We start from the raw sequence: 18,990 nt of genomic DNA on the forward strand, positions 1-18,990 counted from the left end.
CATGGGCCTGCATCTGAACGAAGGTGGCGACGATCTCCAGGAAAGCCATGAGATCAACGTCACGCCCTTTATCGACGTGATGCTGGTGCTGCTGATCATCTTCATGGTCGCCGCGCCGCTGGCCACCGTCGACGTCAAGGTCGACCTGCCGGCCTCCACGGCCAAACCGGCGCCGCGCCCGGACAAGCCGATCTACCTGAGCATCAAGGCAGACAGCAGCCTATTCCTCGACAACCAGCAGGTCGCAGCGGCCCAGCTCGGCAGCGCCCTGGACCAGCTGACCGGCGCCGACAAGGACAAGACCATCTTCGTCCGTGGCGACAAGGGCGTGGACTACGCCGAGCTGATGGCCGTGATGGACAACCTGCGCGGCGCCGGCTACCTGAAGATCGGCCTGGTCGGCCTGGAAACGGTCGGCGGCCAATGAGCAGCAGCCTGCGCAAGCTGCCGCTGTGGGGCGTCAGCCTGATCCTCGTGCTCGCCCTGCACCTCGGTCTGTTCCTCTGGGCCCTGTACTGGCGCCCGCAGGCCATGCCACTGCAAGTGCCGCCGGCCGCCATGCTGATCGAGCTGGAGCCGCTGGCCGCCGCGCCCAAGCCGGCCCCGCCGCCACCGCCGCAGCTCCAGCCGCAGGAACCCGAGCCGCAGCCCAAGCTGGTCGAGGCGCCGAAGCCGAAGCTGGCCGTCGCCCCGCCGAAATCCCAGCCCAAGCCACGCCCGCCCAAGCCGGTCGAGCCCAAGCCGCAGGTCAAGCCGGCGGACAACCCGCCGCAGGACACCCCGCCGGCGCCGGTGGCCGCCGCCGATGCCAAGCCGGCCGCCCCGCAGCAGGCCGCGGTCAGCGCGCCGAGCAAGGCCGAGATCAGCTGGCAGAGCAAGCTGCTCAGCCATCTGAGCCGCTACAAGCGCTACCCGGACGACGCCCGCCGGCGCGGCTTCGAGGGCGTCAACCGCCTGCGCTTCGTGGTCGACGGCCGCGGCAAGGTGCTCTCCTACTCTCTCGCCGGCCGCTCCGGCAGCGCCTCGCTGGACCGCGCCACCCTGGAGATGATCCGCCGCGCCCAGCCGCTGCCGCCACCGCCGGCCGAGATGCTGCAGAACGGCCAGCTCGAGATAGTCGCGCCCTTCGTCTATTCCCTGGATCGCCGCTAAGCCCGCAGGACCCGCCATGCGCACCCTGCGGCGGGCCGCTGGTGCGCACCCGAGGGGCGGGCAAATCTAGACATTTAGAGCAGTTGGTTCCATTGAAGACAGCCGCTATGCTTGAGCGCATCTCAATGGATTCAGACTATGACCCTCACCGAACTGCGCTACATCGTCACCCTCGCCCAGGAACAGCATTTCGGCCGGGCCGCCGAGCGTTGCCATGTCAGCCAGCCGACCCTCTCGGTGGGGGTGAAGAAGCTCGAGGACGAGCTCGGCGTGCTGATCTTCGAGCGCAGCAAGAGCGCGGTGCGCCTGACTCCGGTCGGCGAAGGCATCGTCACCCAGGCGCAGAAGGTGCTGGAGCAGGCCCAGGGCATCCGCGAGCTGGCCCAGGCCGGCAAGAACCAGCTGACCGCGCCGCTGAAGATCGGCGCCATCTACACGGTCGGCCCCTACCTGTTCCCCCACCTGATTCCGCAGCTGCACCGGGTCGCCCCGGACATGCCGCTGTACATCGAGGAAAACTTCACCCACGTGCTGCGCGACAAGCTGCGCACCGGTGAGCTGGACGCGATCATCATCGCCCTGCCATTCGTTGAGGCCGACGTGCTGACCAAGGCACTGTACGACGAGCCGTTCTACGTGCTGATGCCGGCCGGCCACCCCTGGACCGCCAAGGAACACATCGACGCCAGCCTGCTCAACGACAAGAGCCTGCTGCTGCTCGGCGAGGGCCACTGCTTCCGCGACCAGGTGCTGGAAGCCTGCCCGGCCACGCGCAAGACCGAAGAAAACAAGCACACCACCATCGAGTCCAGCTCGCTGGAAACCATCCGCCACATGGTCGCCTCGGGCCTGGGCATCTCGATCCTGCCGTTCTCCGCGGTGGACAGCCACCACTACGCCCCCGGCGTGATCGAGGTGCGCCCGCTGACTCCGCCGGTGCCCTTCCGCACAGTGGCCATCGCCTGGCGCGCCAGCTTCCCGCGGCCCAAGGCCATCGAGCTGCTCGCCGACTCGATCCGCCTGTGCTCGGTGGCCGCGCGTCCGCAAGGTCAAACCCTGCCGGCATGACCGAACTGGCCCGGGTACCGGTCACCGCGCTCAAGGGAGTGGGCGCGGCGCTGGCGGAAAAACTCGCCAGGGTCGGCCTGGAAACCCTGCAGGATGTGCTGTTCCACCTGCCCCTGCGCTACCAGGACCGCACCCGCGTGGTGCCGATCGGCGCCCTGCGCCCCGGCCAGGATGCGGTGATCGAAGGCGTGGTGGCCGGTGCCGATATCGTCATGGGCAAGCGCCGCAGCCTCTTGGTGCGCCTGCAGGACGGCAGCGGCACCCTATCCTTGCGCTTCTACCACTTCAGCCAGGCGCAGAAGGACGGCCTCAAGCGCGGCACCCACGTGCGCTGCTACGGCGAGGCACGCCCCGGCGCCTCCGGCCTGGAGATCTACCACCCGGAATACCGCGCCCTCGGCGCCGATGAGGTGGCGCCGGTCGAGCAGACCCTGACACCGATCTACCCGACCACCGAAGGCCTCACCCAGCAGCGCCTGCGCAGCCTCAGCCAGCTGGCCCTGGCCCGCCTCGCCCCGCACAGCCTGCCCGACTGGCTGCCGGCCGAACTGGCCCGCGACTACCGCCTCGGCCCGCTGGACGAGGCGATCCGCTACCTGCACCGGCCGCCGCCGGATGCCGACCTGGAAGAGCTGGCCGAAGGCCGCCACTGGGCCCAGCACCGCCTGGCCTTCGAGGAACTGCTGACCCACCAGCTGTCCCTGCAGCGCCTGCGCGAGCAGGTCCGCGCCCAGCAGGCGCCGCGCCTGCCGCTGGCCAAGCGCCTGCCGCAGCTGTTCCTGCAGAACCTCGGCTTCGCCCCCACCGGCGCGCAGCAGCGGGTCGGCGCGGAGATCGCCTACGACCTGTCCCAGGACGAGCCCATGCTGCGCCTGGTACAGGGCGATGTCGGCGCCGGCAAGACCGTGGTCGCCGCCCTGGCCGCCCTGCAGGCCCTGGAAGCCGGCTACCAGGTGGCGCTGATGGCGCCCACCGAGATCCTCGCCGAGCAGCATTTCCTCAACTTCTCACGCTGGCTGGCGCCGCTGGGCATCGAAGTCGCCTGGCTGGCCGGCAAGCTCAAGGGCAAGGCCCGCGCCGCCGCCCTGGAACAGATCGCCGCGGGCGCACCGATGGTGGTCGGCACCCATGCGCTGTTCCAGGACGAAGTGCAGTTCCAGCGTCTGGCTCTGGCGATCATCGACGAGCAGCACCGCTTCGGCGTGCAGCAGCGCCTGGCCCTGCGGCAGAAAGGCATTAATGGCCGCCTGTGCCCGCACCAGCTGATCATGACCGCCACGCCGATCCCGCGGACCCTGGCGATGAGCGCCTACGCCGACCTCGACACCTCGATCCTCGACGAGCTGCCGCCGGGACGCACCCCGGTGAACACCCTGGTGATCGCCGACAGCCGCCGCATCGAAGTGGTCGAGCGGGTGCGCATCGCCTGCCGCGAAGGGCGCCAGGCCTACTGGGTGTGCACCCTGATCGAGGAATCCGAGGAGCTCACCTGCCAGGCCGCCGAGACCAGCTTCGAGGAACTCTCGGCGGCGCTGGGCGAGCTGCGTGTGGGCCTGATCCACGGGCGCATGAAGCCGGCCGAGAAGGCCGCGGTGATGGATGAATTCAAGCGCGGCGAGCTGCAGCTGCTGGTCGCCACCACGGTGATCGAGGTCGGCGTCGACGTGCCCAACGCCAGCCTGATGATTATCGAGAACCCGGAAAGGTTGGGGTTAGCCCAGCTGCACCAGCTGCGCGGCCGGGTCGGCCGCGGCAGCGCGGCCAGCCATTGCGTGCTGCTCTATCACGCCCCGCTGTCGCAGCTGGGCCGCGCGCGCCTGGGGATCATGCGCGAGACCTGCGACGGCTTCGTGATCGCCGAGAAGGACCTGGAACTGCGCGGCCCCGGCGAGATGCTCGGCACCCGCCAGACCGGCCTGCTGCAGTTCAAGGTGGCCGACCTGATGCGCGACGCCGACCTGCTGCCGGCCGTGCGCGACGCCGCGCAGAGCCTGCTGCAACACTGGCCGCAGCACGTCAGCCCGCTGCTCGAGCGCTGGCTGCGGCATGGCCAGCAGTATGGCCAAGTGTGAGCCAATCGACAGCGCACCGCTGGTCACCTGTCCGGCGGCAACCACGCGCGCGCAAGCGGCTGGTTATACTCCCAGCCAGTAGTTCCCCTGCCGGATGTTGCCCATGACCGAAGTTGCCCTCGCCCCCGACCCTGCGCCGCGTCCGCCGGCGGTGATCCTCCAGCTGCTGGACAAGCTCGGCGTGGCCTGCACGGTATGCCACGAGCATGCCGACCTGCCGGCCGCCCGGCGGGTGCAGGCGGTGCTGCTCGACGATGCGGTCGGTGCCCTGCTGGTGCTGTTCCCGCAGAGTCAGTTGCTCGATCTCAACCGCCTGACCGAGCTGACCGGGCGCAAGCTGGCGGCGGTCAAGCCGGAGCGCCTGGAACGCATGCTGGCCAAGCACAGCCTCGGCGCCCTGCCGGGCCTGCCGCCGCTGACCAGCTCGCCGTGCCTGTACGACGAGCGCCTGCTGCAGGAAAGCAGCCTGCTGGTGGAATCCGGCGAACCCGGCGTGCTGCTGGAAATCGCCAGCGACGCCTACAAGAGCGTGCTGCTGAGCAAGGCCAGCGCCGCGCGCTTCGGCGAGCCGGTGCTGGCGATCAGGCCCAACCTCGACCGCCCGGACGACGACCGCGCGGAAATCACCCAGGCGGTGCAGGCCTTCACTGCCCGGCGCATCCAGCAGCGCCTGGAAGAAACCATCGAGATTCCACCGCTGCCAGAAACCGCGCAGAAGATCATCAAGCTGCGCGTCGACCCGGATGCCACGGTGGACGACATCACCGGCGTGGTCGAGACCGACCCGGCGCTGGCCGCCCAGGTGGTCAGCTGGGCGGCCTCGCCCTACTACGCCGCACCCGGCAAGATCCGCTCGGTGGAAGACGCCATCGTCCGCGTGCTGGGCTTCGACCTGGTGATCAACCTGGCCCTCGGCCTGGCCCTGGGCAAGACCCTGTCCCTGCCCAAGGACCAGCCGCAGCAGGCCACTCCCTACTGGCAGCAGGCGATCTACAGCGCCGCGGTGATCGAGGGCCTGACCCGCGCCATGCCCCGCGCGCAGCGCCCGGAAGCCGGCCTGACCTACCTCGCCGGGCTGCTGCACAACTTCGGCTACCTGGTCCTGGCCCATGTCTTCCCGCCGCACTTCTCGCTGATCTGCCGGCACCTGGAGGTCAACCCGCACCTGCCGCCGAGCTATATCGAGCAGCACCTGCTGGGTATCACTCGCGAGCAGATCGGCGCCTGGCTGATGCGCTTCTGGGACATGCCCGAGGAGCTGGCCAGCGCCCTGCGCTTCCAGCACGACCCGGATTACGACGGCCCGCACAGCGCCTATCCGAACCTGGTCTGCCTGGCCGTCAGCCTGCTGCGCAGCCGCGGCATCGGTAGCGGCCCGCAGGGCGAGATCCCGGATGAGCTGTTCGAGCGCCTGGGCATCAGTCGCGACAAGGCCGAGGACGCGCTGAACAAGGTGCTGCAGGCGGAAGTGGCGCTGCGCGAACTGGCGGCGCAGTTTCATCACCCGCACTGAGCGGCGGCGATCACCCCCCGGATTTTCCGGGGATGGGTAACGAAAAAGGGGCCTCGCGGCCCCTTTTGACTGTCTGCACCGGCTATTTCAGCAGCGCGCGCCGTGCGGCGAACACCTTGGGCAGCTCGCGGACACTGGCGTCGAGCAGGGCGCGCACTGCGTCCTGCTCATACAGTGCGGCGTATTCGGCCAGCTGGGCGCTGGGCGACTGGCGGTAGGCGTAGAGCATGAAGGCCTCCACGCCACTGGCGCTGGAAGCGCGCAGCGGGGCGACCTGGGCGGCCGTCTGCTCGCCCAGGGCCTGCTCCGAGAGATTCTCGCCGCGGCTGCGCAAGGCCAGCAGCGCCTGGGTCTTGCCCACCTCATAACGCAGCAGGGTGGCCAGCTCGGTGGTGTGCGCCGCCTGGTCCAGGCGCTGCACCAGCTGCAGGCGCTCGGCCCGCGGCGGGCGCTCGCCGAGCTGGGCACGGTAGGCGGCCAGGCCGCCGTCGGCTCCCAGGGTGCGCTCGGCCTCGCTGAACTCCCTGGCCAGCGGGCTGTCGAGCAGCTGCAGCGCCGCCTCCAGCTGGGCCTGGGGCAGCGTGCCGGCCAGGCGCTTGGCCAGGTCGGCACACAGTGCCTCGGCGCCGAAGGCCTTGGCCACCTGCTTCTGCTGGGCGGCGGGCAGGCCGCGCTGCAACAGCGCCGGCGTCTGCTCGCAGAGCAGCTGCACGCCGGCCAGTTCGAGCACGCGCTTGAGCGTGGGTTCGACCGGCGCGGCCTGCAGCGGGGTCGCCAGGAGCAGGAGCAGGGAGAGGGATGTCAGCAGACGCATGATGACCACGGCTTGCGGAAAAGGGGCCCAGCCTAGCCAATGCCCACGGCACAGGCCAGCGTCCGGGTCGGGCCTCAGGCCGCTTTCTTGACGGCGGTCTTGTTTTTCTTCGGCATGATGTACTTGAACAGGCCCTGGAACCAGATCACCAGCGCCGGGTTGCCCTGGATCTGGATGTCCTTGTTTTGGATGCCCTGCATGAAGGCCAGCTGCTTGTTCTTCGCATTCATGGTGGCGAAGCCGTACGGTGCATCCTTGAAGCCGATGGCGAACGCCGGCTCGCCGGCCTTGCCGGCACGGCTGGTGATGCGCTGGTCCTTGATGATGTACTGGCGCGAGACCTTGCCATCCAGGGTATGCAGCTGGAACACCATGTCCTTGCCCGCCAGCTGTTGCTGGAAGTCAGGATTGGTACGGCTGGCCTTGGCCATCAGGCGGCCCAGCATCCAGAGGAGAAAGCGGAATTTCATGGCGCACAGCCTCGAAGTCGGGGAAATCGGCGGCGCATTGTAGCGGGTTGCGGGAAGGACTACATCTTCTTGGACAGAGCACGAGATCACAGAGGATGAAGCAATCCGGGGCCTGGCGACCCCGGATCAGGGCGCCTTAGTTGACGGCGTCCTTCAGCGACTTACCCGGCTTGAAAGCCACGGTATTGCTGGCCTTGATCTTCACCGGCTGGCCGGTTTGCGGGTTTTTCCCGGTGCGGGCACCACGATGGCGCTGCAGGAAGGTGCCGAAACCAACCAGAGTCACGCTGTCCTTGCGGTTCAGCGCGCCGGTGATTTCTTCGAGAACGGCGTTGAGTACACGATTGGCCTGGTCTTTGGTCAGGTCAGCCTTTTCGGCAATGGCCGCGGCGAGTTCGGGTTTACGCATAGATGCCTCTTTGACGGTTTGTTGTTTTTGTGTCCGTGCTGTCCGTCCGGAACAGCGCCCAAGGCGCCGCAACAGCTCTGCGCTGCGGCAGACCGGGGGGAGAATGGCACGCCATCCGGCACTGCGCCAGTAGTGCCCGGCGTTTTAGGCCACCAATAGCAAGGCATTCACGACATAACGAACGGCATTTACGCCAGAAGCCCGGATTTCCCGGCGCCGCCCGGCACGCCCGTACCAGCTCGCCAGACCAACGGTCGGCGGCGGGCACCTCGCACCTACGCAAACGGCGGCCCCAGGGCCGCCGTTCAGGGTGCAGCAGGCGCGGCCGATCAGCCGATTTCGATCATCTCGAAGTCGCCCTTGCCCACGCCACAATCCGGGCACAGCCAGTCGGCCGGGACATCTTCCCAGCGCGTACCGGGAGCGATGTCGTCGTCCGGCCAGCCCAGGCTCTCGTCATAGATCAGGCCGCAGACCACACATTGCCACTTCTTCATTCCATCCACCTCGTCATCGGCCGGACCGGGCGCCTCTGCGGGCGCTGCCTGGTCAAAAAATCAGCAGGCTTTTTACTGGCATGCGCGCCTGCATGCAAGTGCCGGACGACGGTCTACCTGGCGGCCCGGCATGCTAAGCTCGCCGCCGTCTGTCGCCGCCAAAGCCTGTCCGCCGTGCCATCCGCCGCCCTCGCCCATCCGCCACGCTGGCTCACCTGTGCCCAGCTGCACCCTGCACCCACCGCCCTGCAGCGCGACTGGCTGTTCGATGAGGGCTCGCTGACCCGCCGCCTGGACGCCCTCAGCGCCGGCCAGTTCAGTGTACTGCCGCTGGCGCAGGGCTGGCAGGTGCTGCGCGCCGATGAATGCCACAGCCTGCAGGTCCCGGCCGGCAGCCTCGGCTGGGTGCGCGAGGTGTACCTGCGCGGCGCCGAGCAGCCCTGGGTGTTCGCCCGCAGCGTGGCGGCGCGCAGCGCCCTGGAAGGCTCCGGTTTCGAACTGGGCAAGCTCGGCAGCCGCTCGCTGGGCGAACTGCTGTTCAGCGACCGCGCCTTCGCCCGCGGCGAGCTACAGGTCTGCCGCTACCCGGCCGCCTGGCTGCCCGGCGAGGTGCGCGAGGAGCGCCTGTGGGCGCGGCGCTCGAACTTCTGCCGCGACGGCCTCGGCGTGCTGGTGGCGGAAGTGTTCCTGCCGGCGTTCTGGACGCAGGCCCAGGCCGCTCGGTAACCCCACGCCGATCGCGCAAGCGTGACCCAGGCGGCGCACCCGCCGATTTCCTGGAACGCCCGGCTCCGTATAATCGGCGCACCTGGACCGGAGAGTCGCCGATGTACACCACCCTGCTGCAATCGCTGAATCGCCTGCACCCGCGGGCCTGGGACTTCATCCAGCTGATGCGCCTGGATCGGCCGATCGGCATCTACCTGCTGCTGTGGCCGACCCTGGGCGCCCTGTGGGTGGCGGCCAAGGGCGTGCCGAGCCTGGGCAACCTGGTCATCTTCAGCCTCGGAGTGATCCTCATGCGCTCGGCCGGCTGCGTGATCAACGACTTCGCCGACCGCGACTTCGACGGCCATGTCAGCCGCACCCGCAACCGCCCGCTGGCCAGCGGCAAGATCAGCTCCCGCGAGGCGCTGAGCCTGTTCGCCGTGCTGGTGGCCCTGAGCTTCGGCCTGGTGCTGCTGACCAACGCCTTCACGGTCTGGCTGTCCTTCGGCGCCCTGGCCCTGGCCGCCTGCTACCCCTTCATGAAGCGCTACACCTTCTACCCCCAGGTGGTGCTCGGCGCGGCCTATTCCTGGGGCATCCCCATGGCCTTCAGCGCCGAGAGCGGCAACCTGCCGGCCGCCGCCTGGCTGCTGTACCTGGCCAACCTGCTGTGGACCGTGGCCTACGACACCTACTACGCGATGACCGACCGCGAGGACGACCTGAAGATCGGGGTGAAATCCACCGCCATCCTGTTCGGCGAAGCCGACCGGCTGATCATCCTCTGCCTGCAGGGCCTGAGCCTGCTGTGCCTGGCCATGGCCGGCGCGCGTTTCAGCCTGGGCATCTGGTTCCTGCTCGGCCTGTTCGGCGCCGCCGCCTGCTTCGCCTGGGAGTTCTGGCAAACCCGCCAGCGCGAGCCGCAGGCCTGCTTCGCCGCCTTCCTGCACAACCACTGGGCCGGCCTGGCGGTGCTGATCGGCATCGCCGTCGACTATGGCCTACGTTAAGCAAAGGCCCGCCGCAGAGCTGTCATATCGCTGCAATAATTCCGTTATCTAATGCGGCGCAAGACAGACGACCCGAGGCTCGGTCCATGGTTGGCAAGAACATCCTGATCGTTGATGACGAAGCACCGATCCGCGAAATGATCGCAGTGGCCCTGGAAATGGCCGGCTACGATTGCATGGAAGCGGAAAACACCCAGCAGGCCCACGCGCTGATCGTCGACCGCAAGCCGGACCTGATCCTGCTCGACTGGATGCTGCCGGGCACCAGCGGCATCGAGCTGGCGCGCCGGCTCAAGCGCGACGAGCTGACCGACGACATCCCGATCATCATGCTCACCGCCAAGGGCGAAGAGGACAACAAGATCCAGGGCCTGGAAGTCGGCGCCGACGACTACATCACCAAGCCGTTCTCCCCGCGCGAACTGGTCGCCCGCCTCAAGGCCGTGCTGCGCCGCGCCGCGCCGAGCGATGGCGAGGCGCCGATCGAAGTCGGCGGCCTGCTGCTCGACCCGATCAGCCACCGCGTCACCATCGACGGCAAGCCGGCCGAGATGGGCCCCACCGAATACCGCCTGCTGCAGTTCTTCATGACCCACCAGGAACGCGCCTACACCCGCGGCCAGTTGCTCGACCAGGTCTGGGGTGGCAACGTGTATGTCGAGGAGCGCACCGTCGACGTGCATATCCGTCGCCTGCGCAAGGCGCTCGGCGAGGTCTACGAGAACCTGGTCCAGACGGTACGTGGCACCGGGTATCGTTTCTCCACCAAGAATTGAGCCGCCATAGCGTTCGGCTGTGGTTACTGAAAGGACGCGCTAGGTGAATCAGAACTGGCGCGGCGCCGTGGTGCGCCGCCTGTTGTTATTGCTGGCGGGCTGCGGCCTGCTGGGCCTGCTCAGCGGGCAGTACGCCTGGTGCCTGGCCATCGGCCTGGGCCTCTACCTGGCCTGGCACCTCAAGCAACTGCTGCGCCTGCACCAGTGGCTGCGCGAGCGCCAACCCGACGATGCGCCACCGGAAGGCTACGGCCTGTGGGGCGAGGTGTTCGACAACATCTACCATCTGCAACGCCGCGACCAGCGCGTGCGCGGGCGCCTGCAGGCGGTGATCGACCGCGTGCAGGAATCCACCGCCGCCCTGCGCGACGGGGTGATCATGCTCGACAGCGACGGCAACCTGGAGTGGTGGAACCGCGCCGCGGAAACCCTGCTCGGCCTGAAGACCCCGCAGGACAGCGGGCAGTCGATCACCAACCTGGTGCGCCATCCGCGCTTCAAGGAATACTTCGAGCAGGGCAACTACCAGGACGCCCTCGACCTGCCCTCGCCGGTCAACGACCACCTGCGCCTGCAACTGCAGATCACCCAGTACGGCAACCAGGAACACCTGATGCTGGTGCGCGACGTCACCCGCCTGTACCAGCTGGAACAGATGCGCAAGGACTTCGTCGCCAACGTCTCCCACGAGCTGCGCACACCGCTGACGGTGATCGCCGGCTACCTGGAGACCCTGCTGGACAACGTCGAAGAGGTCAATCCGCGCTGGTTGCGCGCCCTGCAGCAGATGCAGCAGCAGGGGGCGCGCATGCAGAACCTGCTCAATGACCTGCTGTTGCTGGCGAAGCTGGAGGCCACCGACTACCCCTCGGACAATCATCCGGTGGCCGTCGACCTGCTGCTGCTCTCCATCAAGAACGATGCCCAGGCGCTGTCCGGCGCCCGTCACCACCGCATCAGCCTGGAGGCCGACGCCCACGTCAGGCTCAAGGGCAGCGAGGCCGAGCTGCGCAGCGCCTTCTCCAACCTGATATTCAATGCGGTGAAGTACACCCCGGACGAAGGCGAGATCCGCATCCGCTGGTGGGGCGACGACAACGGCGCCTACTTCAGCGTGGCCGACAGCGGCATCGGCATCGAGCCCAAGCACCTGCCGCGCCTCACCGAGCGCTTCTACCGGGTCGACTCCAGCCGCGCCAGCAACACCGGCGGCACCGGCATCGGCCTGGCCATCGTCAAGCATGTGCTGCTGCGCCACCGGGCGCGCCTGGACATCAGCAGCAGCCTGGGCAAGGGCAGCACCTTCACCTGCCACTTCCCCGCACAACAGGTGATCCGCCGCGGCTGATCCGGCCCCGGCCAGCACATCCGCAAACCAGAGCGCCGGCGCTTGCGGCTTGCATTCGCCGCCAGCAGCCGCCACCCTTTAGCGGTCATTAGCCAACCACAGACCCCATGGACCCTTCTCCTAGTTACACCGCCGCCACCTATTTCGCCGATTTCGGCCTCGTGCTGTTCGCCCTGTTCCTCGTTCTGCTCAACGGCTTCTTCGTCGCCGCCGAGTTCGCCATGGTCAAGCTGCGCTCGACCAAGGTCGAAGCCCTGGCCGAGCAGAACGGCTGGCGCGGGAGCATCCTGCGCACCGTGCACAACCAGCTGGACGCCTACCTGTCGGCCTGCCAGCTGGGTATCACCCTGGCTTCCCTCGGCCTCGGCTGGGTCGGCGAGCCGGCCTTCGCCCACCTGCTCGGCCCGCTGCTGGAATACGCCGGCATCGACTCGCCGAAGCTGGTGCATGCCATCGCCTTCTTCGTCGCCTTCTTCATCATCTCCTACCTGCATATCGTGGTCGGCGAGCTGGCGCCCAAGTCCTGGGCGATCCGCAAGCCCGAGCTGCTGTCGCTGTGGACCGCGGTGCCGCTGTACCTGTTCTACTGGGCCATGTACCCGGCGATCTTCCTGCTCAACGCCAGCGCCAACGCCATCCTGCGCTTCGCCGGCCAGGGCGAGCCGGGGCCGCACCACGAGCACCACTACAGCCGCGACGAACTCAAGCTGATCCTCCACTCCAGCCGCGCCAGCGACCCCAGCGACCAGGACATGCGCGTGCTGGCCTCGGCCGTGGAAATGGGCGAGCTGGAGGTGGTCGACTGGGCCAACTCGCGCGAGGACCTGGTGTTCCTCAACAGCGACGCCAAGCTGGAGGATGTCTTCAGCCTGTTCCGCCGCCACAAGTACAGCCGCTTCCCGGTGTACGACGAGGAGGCCGGCCACTTCATCGGCCTGCTGCACATCAAGGACCTGCTGCTGCAGCTGTCGCTGCTGGAAATGCTGCCGTCCAAGTTCAAGCTCAGCGAGCTGCTCCATCCGCTGGAGCGGGTGACCAAGCACATGCCGCTGTCCAGCCTGCTGGAACAGTTCCGCCAGGGCGGCGCGCACTTCGCTCTGGTCGAGGAGGCGGACGGCAAGGTGGTCGGCTTCCTGACCATGGAAGACGTGCTGGAAGCCCTGGTCGGCGACATCCAGGACGAACACCACAAGGCCGAGCGCGGCATCCTCGCCTACCAGCCAGGCAAGCTGCTGGTACGTGGCGACACCCCGCTGTTCAAGATCGAGCGCCTGCTCGGCATCGACCTCGACCACATCGAGGCCGAGACCCTGGCCGGGCTGGTCTACGAGAGCCTCAACCGCGTGCCGGAAGAGGAGGAAGTGCTGGAGAGCGAAGGCCTGCGCATCATCGTCAAGAAGATGAAGGGGCCGAAGATCGTCCTGGCCAAGGTGCTCAAGCTGGATTAAGTGGCGCCGCAAAGGCGCTGTAGGTTGGGTTGAGCCGCGTAGCGGCGAAGCCCAACGAGCGAAGGCTCAGGCAGCGTCGCGGCTTATCCGTCCGCCGTTGGGCTTCGTCGCGTTGCTCCTCAACCCAACCTACCCCCACGAGGAGCCCTGCACCGGCGTTCCCAGCCTACTCCCCGCCGACGGCGAAGTTGGGCAGGCTGTCGACCGGCTGGGCGAAGTTGAAGGGAATCGACTCCAGCGCCAGGCCGACGTTGCGCTGCACCACGAAGTGCAGGTGCGGGCCGGTGCTGTTGCCGGTGTTGCCGGAGCTGGCCAGGCGCGTGCCGGCCTCCACTCGCTGCCCCTCGTGCACGCTCACCGAGCCGCGCAGCAGGTGCAGGTAGACGCCCATGGTGCCGTCGTCGTGGAGGATGCGCACGAAGTTGCCGGAGGGGTTGGTGCCGCGCCCGCTCTGCTGATTCTCGGTCTTCACCACCATGCCGCCGCGCGCGGCGACGATCGGCGTGCCTTGCGGCATGGCGATATCCAGGGCATAGCGCCCCTTGGGGGTGAAATGGCTGTAGCGGCCGTTGGCGCCCTGGGTCAGCTTGAACGGCCCGCCGCGCCAGGGCAGCGGGTAGCGGTAGAGCTGCGGCTGCAGCCGCGGGTCGCCCATGGCGTAGCGCAGGCGCGGCTTGTAGCTCATCGGCTGGCTGGCGTCGACGGGGGCCAGGGTGGCCAGGCGGATCTTGCTGCGCGGCGGCAGCACCCAGCGGATAGGCTGCGCCGGGGCGCCCGTGGCGTTGACCACGCGGTTCAGGCTCAGCTCGATTTCCACCGGGGCATACAGGTCGTTGCGGATCAGCAGGGTCTCGCCGGCCTCGTGCTTCTTGGTTTCCAGCTTCACCAGGTTGTCCAGGCGCTCGATCATGCGGTCACGGAACACGAACACCTGGGCGCCGGCCACGGCCTTGTCGCTATAGGTCACCACGCCGTTGGCGTCGACGTACTTGTAGATGGTCAGCGCGCTGGCCTGGCCGGTGGCCAGCAACAGAGCGCAGAAGAGCAATACGGGCCTTAGCATGACTTCACGGATCGAGTGGTTTTTGGTTATCCGGGGGTTAGTAAGACTAGCAGCGCCGCCCAGGCCGCGCGAGAGCCGGCGGGCGCGGCTGTGCGACAGTCGGCATTGCCTCCGCGGCGGAATTCGACCGCTCGTCTGCAAAGCCCGGAACAGAGCGATCCATTCGACTTAGGTATGAGTGGCGGGCGTGCCCCCAGCGCCTAGACTTCCGGCCTCGTTTTCGCTGCCCCCGAGGTTTCCCCATGTATCGCGATCGTGTGCGCCTGCCCGCGCTGTTGGCCAAGGTGATGAGCGCGGCCGACGCCGCCAATCTGATCGAGGACGGCATGACCGTCGGCATGAGCGGTTTCACCCGCGCCGGCGAAGCCAAGGCGGTGCCGCGCGCGCTGGCCGAGCGGGCCAAGCGCCAGCCGCTGCAGATCAGCCTGATGACCGGCGCCAGCCTGGGCAACGACCTCGACAAGCAGCTCACCGAAGCCGGCGTGCTGGCCCGGCGCATGCCGTTCCAGGTCGACCCGACCCTGCGCCGCGCGATCAACGCCGGCGAAGTCATGTTCGTCGACCAGCACCTGTCCGATACCGTCGAGCAGATCCGCAACCACCAGCTGAAGAAGCCGGACATCGCGGTGATCGAGGCGGTGGCCATCACCGAGCAGGGCCATATCGTGCCGACCACCTCGGTGGGCAACTCGGCCAGCTTCGCCATCTTCGCCGAGCGCGTGATCGTCGAGATCAACCTGGCGCACAACCCGAACCTGGAAGGCCTGCACGACATCTACATCCCCACCTACCGGCCGACCCGCACGCCGATCCCGCTGACCCGCGTGGACGACCGCATCGGCAGCAGCGCCATCCCCATCGACCCGGCGAAGATCGTCGCCATCGTCATCACCGAGCAGGCCGACTCCTATTCCACGGTGACCGCGCCGGACGCCGACACCCAGGGCATCGCCGACCACCTGATCGCCTTCTTCGAGAAGGAAGTGGCCGCCGGGCGCATGCCGAGCAACCTCGGCCCGCTGCAGGCCGGCATCGGCAGCATCGCCAACGCGGTGATGTGCGGCCTGATCGATTCGCCGTTCGACAACCTGACCATGTACTCCGAAGTGCTGCAGGACTCGACCTTCGAGCTGATCGACGCCGGCAAGATGAACTTCGCCTCGGGCTGCTCAATCACCCTGTCCGAGCGCTGCAACGCGCGGGTGTTCGGCAACCTGGAAAAGTACAAGGACAAGCTGGTGCTGCGCCCGCAGGAAATCTCCAACCACCCGGAAGTGGTGCGGCGCCTGGGCATCATCGGCATCAACACGGCGCTGGAGTTCGACCTCTACGGCAACGTCAACTCGACCCACGTCGGCGGCACCAAGATGATGAACGGCATCGGCGGCTCCGGCGACTTCGCCCGCAACGCGCACCTGGCAATCTTCGTCACAAAATCCATCGCCAAGGGCGGGGCGATTTCCAGCGTGGTGCCGATGGTCAGCCACGTCGACCACAGCGAGCATGACGTCGACATCCTGGTCACCGAAGTCGGCCTGGCCGACCTGCGCGGCCTGGCGCCGCGCGAGCGGGCGCGGGTGATCATCGACAACTGCGTGCACCCGGACTTCCGCGGGCCGCTGAACGACTACTTCGAGCGCGCCTGCGCCAAGGGCGGGCACACCCCGCACCTGCTGCGCGAGGCGCTGCAGTGGCACATCAACCTGGAAGAGTGCGGACGCATGCTGGCCGGCTAAGCCAGCCGCCCGACAAAAAGCCGCTTTCACCTCACCGGTGGAAGCGGCTTTTTGCATCGAGGCAACGGCTTTTCTGTAGGGGCCAGCCTGCTGGCGATCAACGCGGCCAGTTGTAGGTTGGGTTGAGCGCAGCGAAGCCCAACGTGCAACGCGCAACGCGCAACGCGCAGTGGCAGAGCCGGCCCATGCCGGGCTTCGGCGCTGCGCGCCGCAACCCAGCCTACGCGCCGGGGACGAAGTGTTTCTGCGCACTGCCGCGGGCGATCAGGCGCGACAGGTAGTCGAGCTTCTGCGGGTCGCGGTCGACGAACTTGAAGGTGATCTGCAGCCATTCGCTGGCCGGCGTGGGCTCCAGCGCCGCCACCGCGTGCAGGTAGCCATTGAGCCGCGCGGTCTCGGCGGCCTCGCCCTGCTCCAGGTCGAGCACCGCACTTTCCAGCACCTGCGGCAGCGGCTCGCCGCGTTTGACCACCAGCAGCGCCTCCTTGATGCTCAGCGCCTTGATCACGCAGGCCATGTTGCCGCCGGGCAGGCGCAGCTGGCCCTGGCCACGGCCGCTCGGTGCGGCGCTGGCCGCCGACTTGGCCGCGGGCGCGGCGGCCTTGGCAAAGCCCGGAGCGGGAGCCACGGCCTTGGCCGCCGGCTTGATCACATCGGCATTGCCGCCGGTCAGGGCGGCCAGGGAATCATTGGCGAAGGCGCCCGTGCTGAGCATCTTCGGCGGCGCGCTGGACATCAGCGTCTGCAGCTTGCCGGCGCGGTGCAGGGCCTTCTTCACCTTGGTCACCAGCTGCTCGTTGGAAAACGGCTTGCCGATGAAGTCGGAGACCCCGGCCTGGATGGCCTGCACCACGTTGTCCTTGTCGCCGCGGCTGGTGACCATGATGAACGGCACGACCTTCAGGCTGTCCTGCTCGCGGCACCAGCTGAGCAGCTCCAGGCCGGACAGCTCGGGCATCTCCCAATCGCAGAGGATCAGGTCGACCGCCTGCCGGCTCAACATCTGCTGGGCCTTGCGCCCGTTGATCGCTTCCTCGATCTGGATGCCGGGGAAATGGTCGCGCAACCCCTTCTTCACCAGATCGCGGATAAAGGTTGCGTCGTCCACCACCAGCACACTGACTTTGCTCATCGGCCACTCCTGCGACAATCCTCACAGCATAGCCGCGGATGATGGCTCAAGGCCAACCATGGCGCCGCCGGAAATTGCCGCGCGCCCGGCCGAGCCAGCCGCTGCGCGCGCTGGCGCGGCTCACTCGGTCTTGCCGGTGCCCTGCACTTCTTCCTGCATGCGCGCCAGGCCCATGTGCCGCACATCGGTGCCGCGCACCAGGTAGATCACCAGTTCGGCGATGTTGCGCGCGTGGTCGCCGATGCGCTCCAGCGAACGCAGCACCCAGATCACGTTGAGCACGCGGGTGATCGAGCGCGGGTCTTCCATCATGTAGGTGACCAGCTCGCGCAGGGCGGTCTTGTACTCGCGGTCGATGGTCTTGTCGTACTGCGCCACCGACAGGGCCAGGTCGGCGTCGAAACGGGCGAAGGCATCCAGCGCCTCCTGCACCATCTTGCGCACCTGGTCGCCGATATGCCGCACCTCGACGTAGCCGCGCGGCGCCTCGCCTTCCTCGCACAGCAGGATGGCGCGCTTGGCGATCTTCGACGACTCGTCGCCGATGCGCTCCAGGTCGATCACCGACTTGGAGATGCTGATGATCAGGCGCAGGTCGGAGGCGGCCGGCTGGCGGCGGGCGAGGATGCGCAGGCACTCCTCGTCGATGTTGCGCTCCATCTGGTTGATCTGGTCGTCGATCTCGCGCACCTGCTGGGCCAGGCCGGAGTCGGCCTCGATCAGCGCGGTGACCGCGTCGTTGACCTGTTTCTCGACCAGGCCGCCCATGGCCAGCAGGTGGCTGCGCACCTCCTCCAGCTCGGCGTTGAACTGCTGGGAGATGTGCTGGGTGAGGTTGTCTTTGTTCATCATTGTCTGGCTCCGCGGAAGCTGTGTGTAGGGTGCGCCGCGCGCACCGCCCCATGGTGCGCCTGGCGCACCCTACGGGTGACGACCTAGCCGTAGCGCCCGGTGATGTAGTCTTCGGTCTGCTTCTTCGCCGGGTTGGTGAACAGGGTGTCGGTGTCGCCGAACTCGATCAGCTTGCCCATGTACATGAACGCCGTGTAGTCGGAAACCCGCGCGGCCTGCTGCATGTTGTGGGTGACGATGACGATGGTGTACTTGCTCTTCAGCTCGTAGATCAGCTCCTCGACCTTGAGGGTGGAGATCGGGTCCAGCGCCGAGCAGGGTTCGTCGAGCAGCAGCACTTCCGGCTGCACCGCCACGGTACGGGCGATCACCAGGCGCTGCTGCTGGCCGCCGGACAGGCCGAGGGCCGAGTCGTGCAGGCGGTCCTTGACCTCGTCCCACAGTGCCGCGCTCTTCAGCGCCCACTCCACGGTCTCGTCGAGCACGCGCTTCTGGTTCACGCCCTGGATGCGCAGGCCGTACACCACGTTCTCGTAGATGCTCTTGGGGAACGGGTTGGGCTTCTGGAACACCATGCCGACGCGGCGGCGCAGCTCGGCGACGTCCACGCCCTTCTTGTAGATGTCCTGGCCGTCGAGGAGGATCTGGCCGTCCACGCGGCAACCGTCGACCAGGTCGTTCATCCGATTGAAGGTGCGCAGCAGGGTCGACTTGCCGCAGCCGGACGGGCCGATGAAGGCGGTCACCCGCTGTTTCGGGATGTTCAGGCTGACATCGAACAGCGCCTGCTTGTCGCCGTAGAACAGGTTGAGGCCGGGCACTTCCAGGGCCACGCTTTCCTGCGTCAGGTCGAGGCCCTGCTTCTCGCGACCGAGGGCCGCCATGTTGATGCCGTGGGTGTGTACTTCGTGCTGCATGGGAT

General features: G+C 67.6%; 19 protein-coding genes. 11 read left to right on the forward strand and 8 right to left on the reverse strand.

Going from position 1 to position 18,990, the window contains the following annotated elements:
* Position 1 precedes the first annotated feature (1 nt).
* The 5 genes from exbD (at position 2) to F3I16_RS01215 (ending at position 5,805) form a co-directional block, all read left to right on the forward strand.
* Complete coding sequence (exbD, locus tag F3I16_RS01195; protein WP_160491964.1) at positions 2 to 427, forward strand: TonB system transport protein ExbD; 426 nt, start codon at positions 2 to 4, stop codon at positions 425 to 427.
* Positions 424 to 1,152: an energy transducer TonB gene (locus F3I16_RS01200; protein WP_160491965.1), complete on the forward strand. Its 729-nt coding sequence runs from the start codon at positions 424 to 426 to the stop codon at positions 1,150 to 1,152. The genes exbD and F3I16_RS01200 overlap by 4 nt, the downstream gene beginning before the upstream one ends.
* 138 nt (positions 1,153 to 1,290) lie before the next feature.
* Positions 1,291 to 2,220 (forward strand): hydrogen peroxide-inducible genes activator, encoded by a 930-nt coding sequence (locus F3I16_RS01205; RefSeq protein ID WP_160491966.1) that lies wholly within the window; start codon positions 1,291 to 1,293, stop codon positions 2,218 to 2,220.
* Positions 2,217 to 4,292 carry an ATP-dependent DNA helicase RecG gene (gene recG, locus F3I16_RS01210; protein ID WP_160491967.1) on the forward strand — a complete coding sequence of 692 codons (2,076 nt, stop codon included), beginning with the start codon at positions 2,217 to 2,219 and terminating at the stop codon, positions 4,290 to 4,292. Before F3I16_RS01205 ends, recG begins: the two co-directional genes overlap by 4 nt.
* 103 nt (positions 4,293 to 4,395) lie before the next feature.
* Positions 4,396 to 5,805, forward strand: coding sequence for an aminoacyl-tRNA deacylase and HDOD domain-containing protein (locus tag F3I16_RS01215; RefSeq protein WP_160491968.1), 1,410 nt, complete (start codon positions 4,396 to 4,398; stop codon positions 5,803 to 5,805).
* 82 nt (positions 5,806 to 5,887) lie between these two features.
* On the opposite strand, the gene F3I16_RS01220 is transcribed toward F3I16_RS01215, so the two are convergent.
* The 4 genes from F3I16_RS01220 to F3I16_RS01235 form a co-directional block, all read right to left on the reverse strand.
* Positions 5,888 to 6,619 (reverse strand): hypothetical protein, encoded by a 732-nt coding sequence (locus F3I16_RS01220; protein WP_160491969.1) that lies wholly within the window; start codon positions 6,617 to 6,619, stop codon positions 5,888 to 5,890.
* Between the two features lie 74 nt (positions 6,620 to 6,693).
* Complete coding sequence (locus F3I16_RS01225; RefSeq protein WP_160077753.1) at positions 6,694 to 7,089, reverse strand: helicase; 396 nt, start codon at positions 7,087 to 7,089, stop codon at positions 6,694 to 6,696.
* 136 nt (positions 7,090 to 7,225) lie between these two features.
* Entirely contained in the window at positions 7,226 to 7,498 is a 273-nt protein-coding gene (locus tag F3I16_RS01230; RefSeq protein WP_160077751.1) for an HU family DNA-binding protein, read from the reverse strand.
* A 329-nt stretch (positions 7,499 to 7,827) separates the two neighbouring features.
* Complete coding sequence (locus F3I16_RS01235; protein ID WP_160077749.1) at positions 7,828 to 7,995, reverse strand: rubredoxin; 168 nt, start codon at positions 7,993 to 7,995, stop codon at positions 7,828 to 7,830.
* 174 nt (positions 7,996 to 8,169) lie between these two features.
* Here F3I16_RS01235 and F3I16_RS01240 point away from each other — a divergent pair, with 174 nt between their 5' ends.
* The 5 genes from F3I16_RS01240 to F3I16_RS01260 all read left to right on the forward strand — a co-directional run bounded on the left by F3I16_RS01240 (position 8,170) and on the right by F3I16_RS01260 (position 13,285).
* Complete coding sequence (locus tag F3I16_RS01240; protein ID WP_160077747.1) at positions 8,170 to 8,721, forward strand: chorismate lyase; 552 nt, start codon at positions 8,170 to 8,172, stop codon at positions 8,719 to 8,721.
* A 101-nt stretch (positions 8,722 to 8,822) separates the two neighbouring features.
* Positions 8,823 to 9,713 (forward strand): 4-hydroxybenzoate octaprenyltransferase, encoded by an 891-nt coding sequence (gene ubiA, locus F3I16_RS01245; protein ID WP_160491970.1) that lies wholly within the window; start codon positions 8,823 to 8,825, stop codon positions 9,711 to 9,713.
* A gap of 86 nt (positions 9,714 to 9,799) precedes the next feature.
* Positions 9,800 to 10,489 carry a phosphate regulon transcriptional regulator PhoB gene (phoB, locus tag F3I16_RS01250; protein WP_160077743.1) on the forward strand — a complete coding sequence of 230 codons (690 nt, stop codon included), beginning with the start codon at positions 9,800 to 9,802 and terminating at the stop codon, positions 10,487 to 10,489.
* Between the two features lie 43 nt (positions 10,490 to 10,532).
* Positions 10,533 to 11,837, forward strand: coding sequence for a phosphate regulon sensor histidine kinase PhoR (gene phoR, locus F3I16_RS01255; RefSeq protein WP_160491971.1), 1,305 nt, complete (start codon positions 10,533 to 10,535; stop codon positions 11,835 to 11,837).
* Positions 11,838 to 11,944: 107 nt separating this feature from the next.
* Positions 11,945 to 13,285, forward strand: a complete 1,341-nt coding sequence (locus tag F3I16_RS01260; RefSeq protein WP_160491972.1) for a hemolysin family protein — start codon at positions 11,945 to 11,947, stop codon at positions 13,283 to 13,285.
* 166 nt (positions 13,286 to 13,451) lie between these two features.
* On the opposite strand, the gene F3I16_RS01265 is transcribed toward F3I16_RS01260, so the two are convergent.
* Complete coding sequence (locus tag F3I16_RS01265; RefSeq protein WP_160491973.1) at positions 13,452 to 14,348, reverse strand: peptidoglycan DD-metalloendopeptidase family protein; 897 nt, start codon at positions 14,346 to 14,348, stop codon at positions 13,452 to 13,454.
* Between the two features lie 242 nt (positions 14,349 to 14,590).
* On the opposite strand from F3I16_RS01265, the gene F3I16_RS01270 reads away from it, so the two are divergent.
* Complete coding sequence (locus F3I16_RS01270) at positions 14,591 to 16,084, forward strand: acetyl-CoA hydrolase/transferase family protein (RefSeq protein WP_160491974.1); 1,494 nt, start codon at positions 14,591 to 14,593, stop codon at positions 16,082 to 16,084.
* A gap of 220 nt (positions 16,085 to 16,304) precedes the next feature.
* On the opposite strand, the gene F3I16_RS01275 is transcribed toward F3I16_RS01270, so the two are convergent.
* The 3 genes from F3I16_RS01275 to pstB form a co-directional block, all read right to left on the reverse strand.
* Positions 16,305 to 17,216 carry a response regulator gene (locus tag F3I16_RS01275; protein WP_160491975.1) on the reverse strand — a complete coding sequence of 304 codons (912 nt, stop codon included), beginning with the start codon at positions 17,214 to 17,216 and terminating at the stop codon, positions 16,305 to 16,307.
* A gap of 120 nt (positions 17,217 to 17,336) precedes the next feature.
* A complete protein-coding gene (gene phoU / locus F3I16_RS01280; RefSeq protein WP_160491976.1) occupies positions 17,337 to 18,068 on the reverse strand; it encodes a phosphate signaling complex protein PhoU in 732 nt (243 codons plus the stop codon).
* 83 nt (positions 18,069 to 18,151) lie between these two features.
* Positions 18,152 to 18,985: a phosphate ABC transporter ATP-binding protein PstB gene (pstB, locus tag F3I16_RS01285; protein ID WP_160488171.1), complete on the reverse strand. Its 834-nt coding sequence runs from the start codon at positions 18,983 to 18,985 to the stop codon at positions 18,152 to 18,154.
* Positions 18,986 to 18,990 lie beyond the last annotated feature (5 nt).

The organism is Pseudomonas sp. L-22-4S-12 (assembly GCF_009799935.1).
Lineage (GTDB): Bacteria > Pseudomonadota > Gammaproteobacteria > Pseudomonadales > Pseudomonadaceae > Aquipseudomonas.

Excerpts from the sequence above, each read along its gene's own strand:
- F3I16_RS01230 (WP_160077751.1), bottom strand. The coding sequence starts at position 7,498 with ATGCGTAAACCCGAACTCGCCGCGGCCATTGCCGAAAAGGCTGACCTG.
- recG (WP_160491967.1), top strand. The coding sequence starts at position 2,217 with ATGACCGAACTGGCCCGGGTACCGGTCACCGCGCTCAAGGGAGTGGGC.
- ubiA (WP_160491970.1), top strand. The coding sequence starts at position 8,823 with ATGTACACCACCCTGCTGCAATCGCTGAATCGCCTGCACCCGCGGGCC.
- F3I16_RS01260 (WP_160491972.1), top strand. The coding sequence starts at position 11,945 with ATGGACCCTTCTCCTAGTTACACCGCCGCCACCTATTTCGCCGATTTC.
- F3I16_RS01270 (WP_160491974.1), top strand. The coding sequence starts at position 14,591 with ATGTATCGCGATCGTGTGCGCCTGCCCGCGCTGTTGGCCAAGGTGATG.
- phoU (WP_160491976.1), bottom strand. The coding sequence starts at position 18,068 with ATGATGAACAAAGACAACCTCACCCAGCACATCTCCCAGCAGTTCAAC.
- F3I16_RS01205 (WP_160491966.1), top strand. The coding sequence starts at position 1,291 with ATGACCCTCACCGAACTGCGCTACATCGTCACCCTCGCCCAGGAACAG.
- F3I16_RS01220 (WP_160491969.1), bottom strand. The coding sequence starts at position 6,619 with ATGCGTCTGCTGACATCCCTCTCCCTGCTCCTGCTCCTGGCGACCCCG.
- phoB (WP_160077743.1), top strand. The coding sequence starts at position 9,800 with ATGGTTGGCAAGAACATCCTGATCGTTGATGACGAAGCACCGATCCGC.
- F3I16_RS01225 (WP_160077753.1), bottom strand. The coding sequence starts at position 7,089 with ATGAAATTCCGCTTTCTCCTCTGGATGCTGGGCCGCCTGATGGCCAAG.
- F3I16_RS01265 (WP_160491973.1), bottom strand. The coding sequence starts at position 14,348 with ATGCTAAGGCCCGTATTGCTCTTCTGCGCTCTGTTGCTGGCCACCGGC.
- F3I16_RS01235 (WP_160077749.1), bottom strand. The coding sequence starts at position 7,995 with ATGAAGAAGTGGCAATGTGTGGTCTGCGGCCTGATCTATGACGAGAGC.
- F3I16_RS01275 (WP_160491975.1), bottom strand. The coding sequence starts at position 17,216 with ATGAGCAAAGTCAGTGTGCTGGTGGTGGACGACGCAACCTTTATCCGC.
- pstB (WP_160488171.1), bottom strand. The coding sequence starts at position 18,985 with ATGCAGCACGAAGTACACACCCACGGCATCAACATGGCGGCCCTCGGT.
- F3I16_RS01200 (WP_160491965.1), top strand. The coding sequence starts at position 424 with ATGAGCAGCAGCCTGCGCAAGCTGCCGCTGTGGGGCGTCAGCCTGATC.
- F3I16_RS01215 (WP_160491968.1), top strand. The coding sequence starts at position 4,396 with ATGACCGAAGTTGCCCTCGCCCCCGACCCTGCGCCGCGTCCGCCGGCG.
- exbD (WP_160491964.1), top strand. The coding sequence starts at position 2 with ATGGGCCTGCATCTGAACGAAGGTGGCGACGATCTCCAGGAAAGCCAT.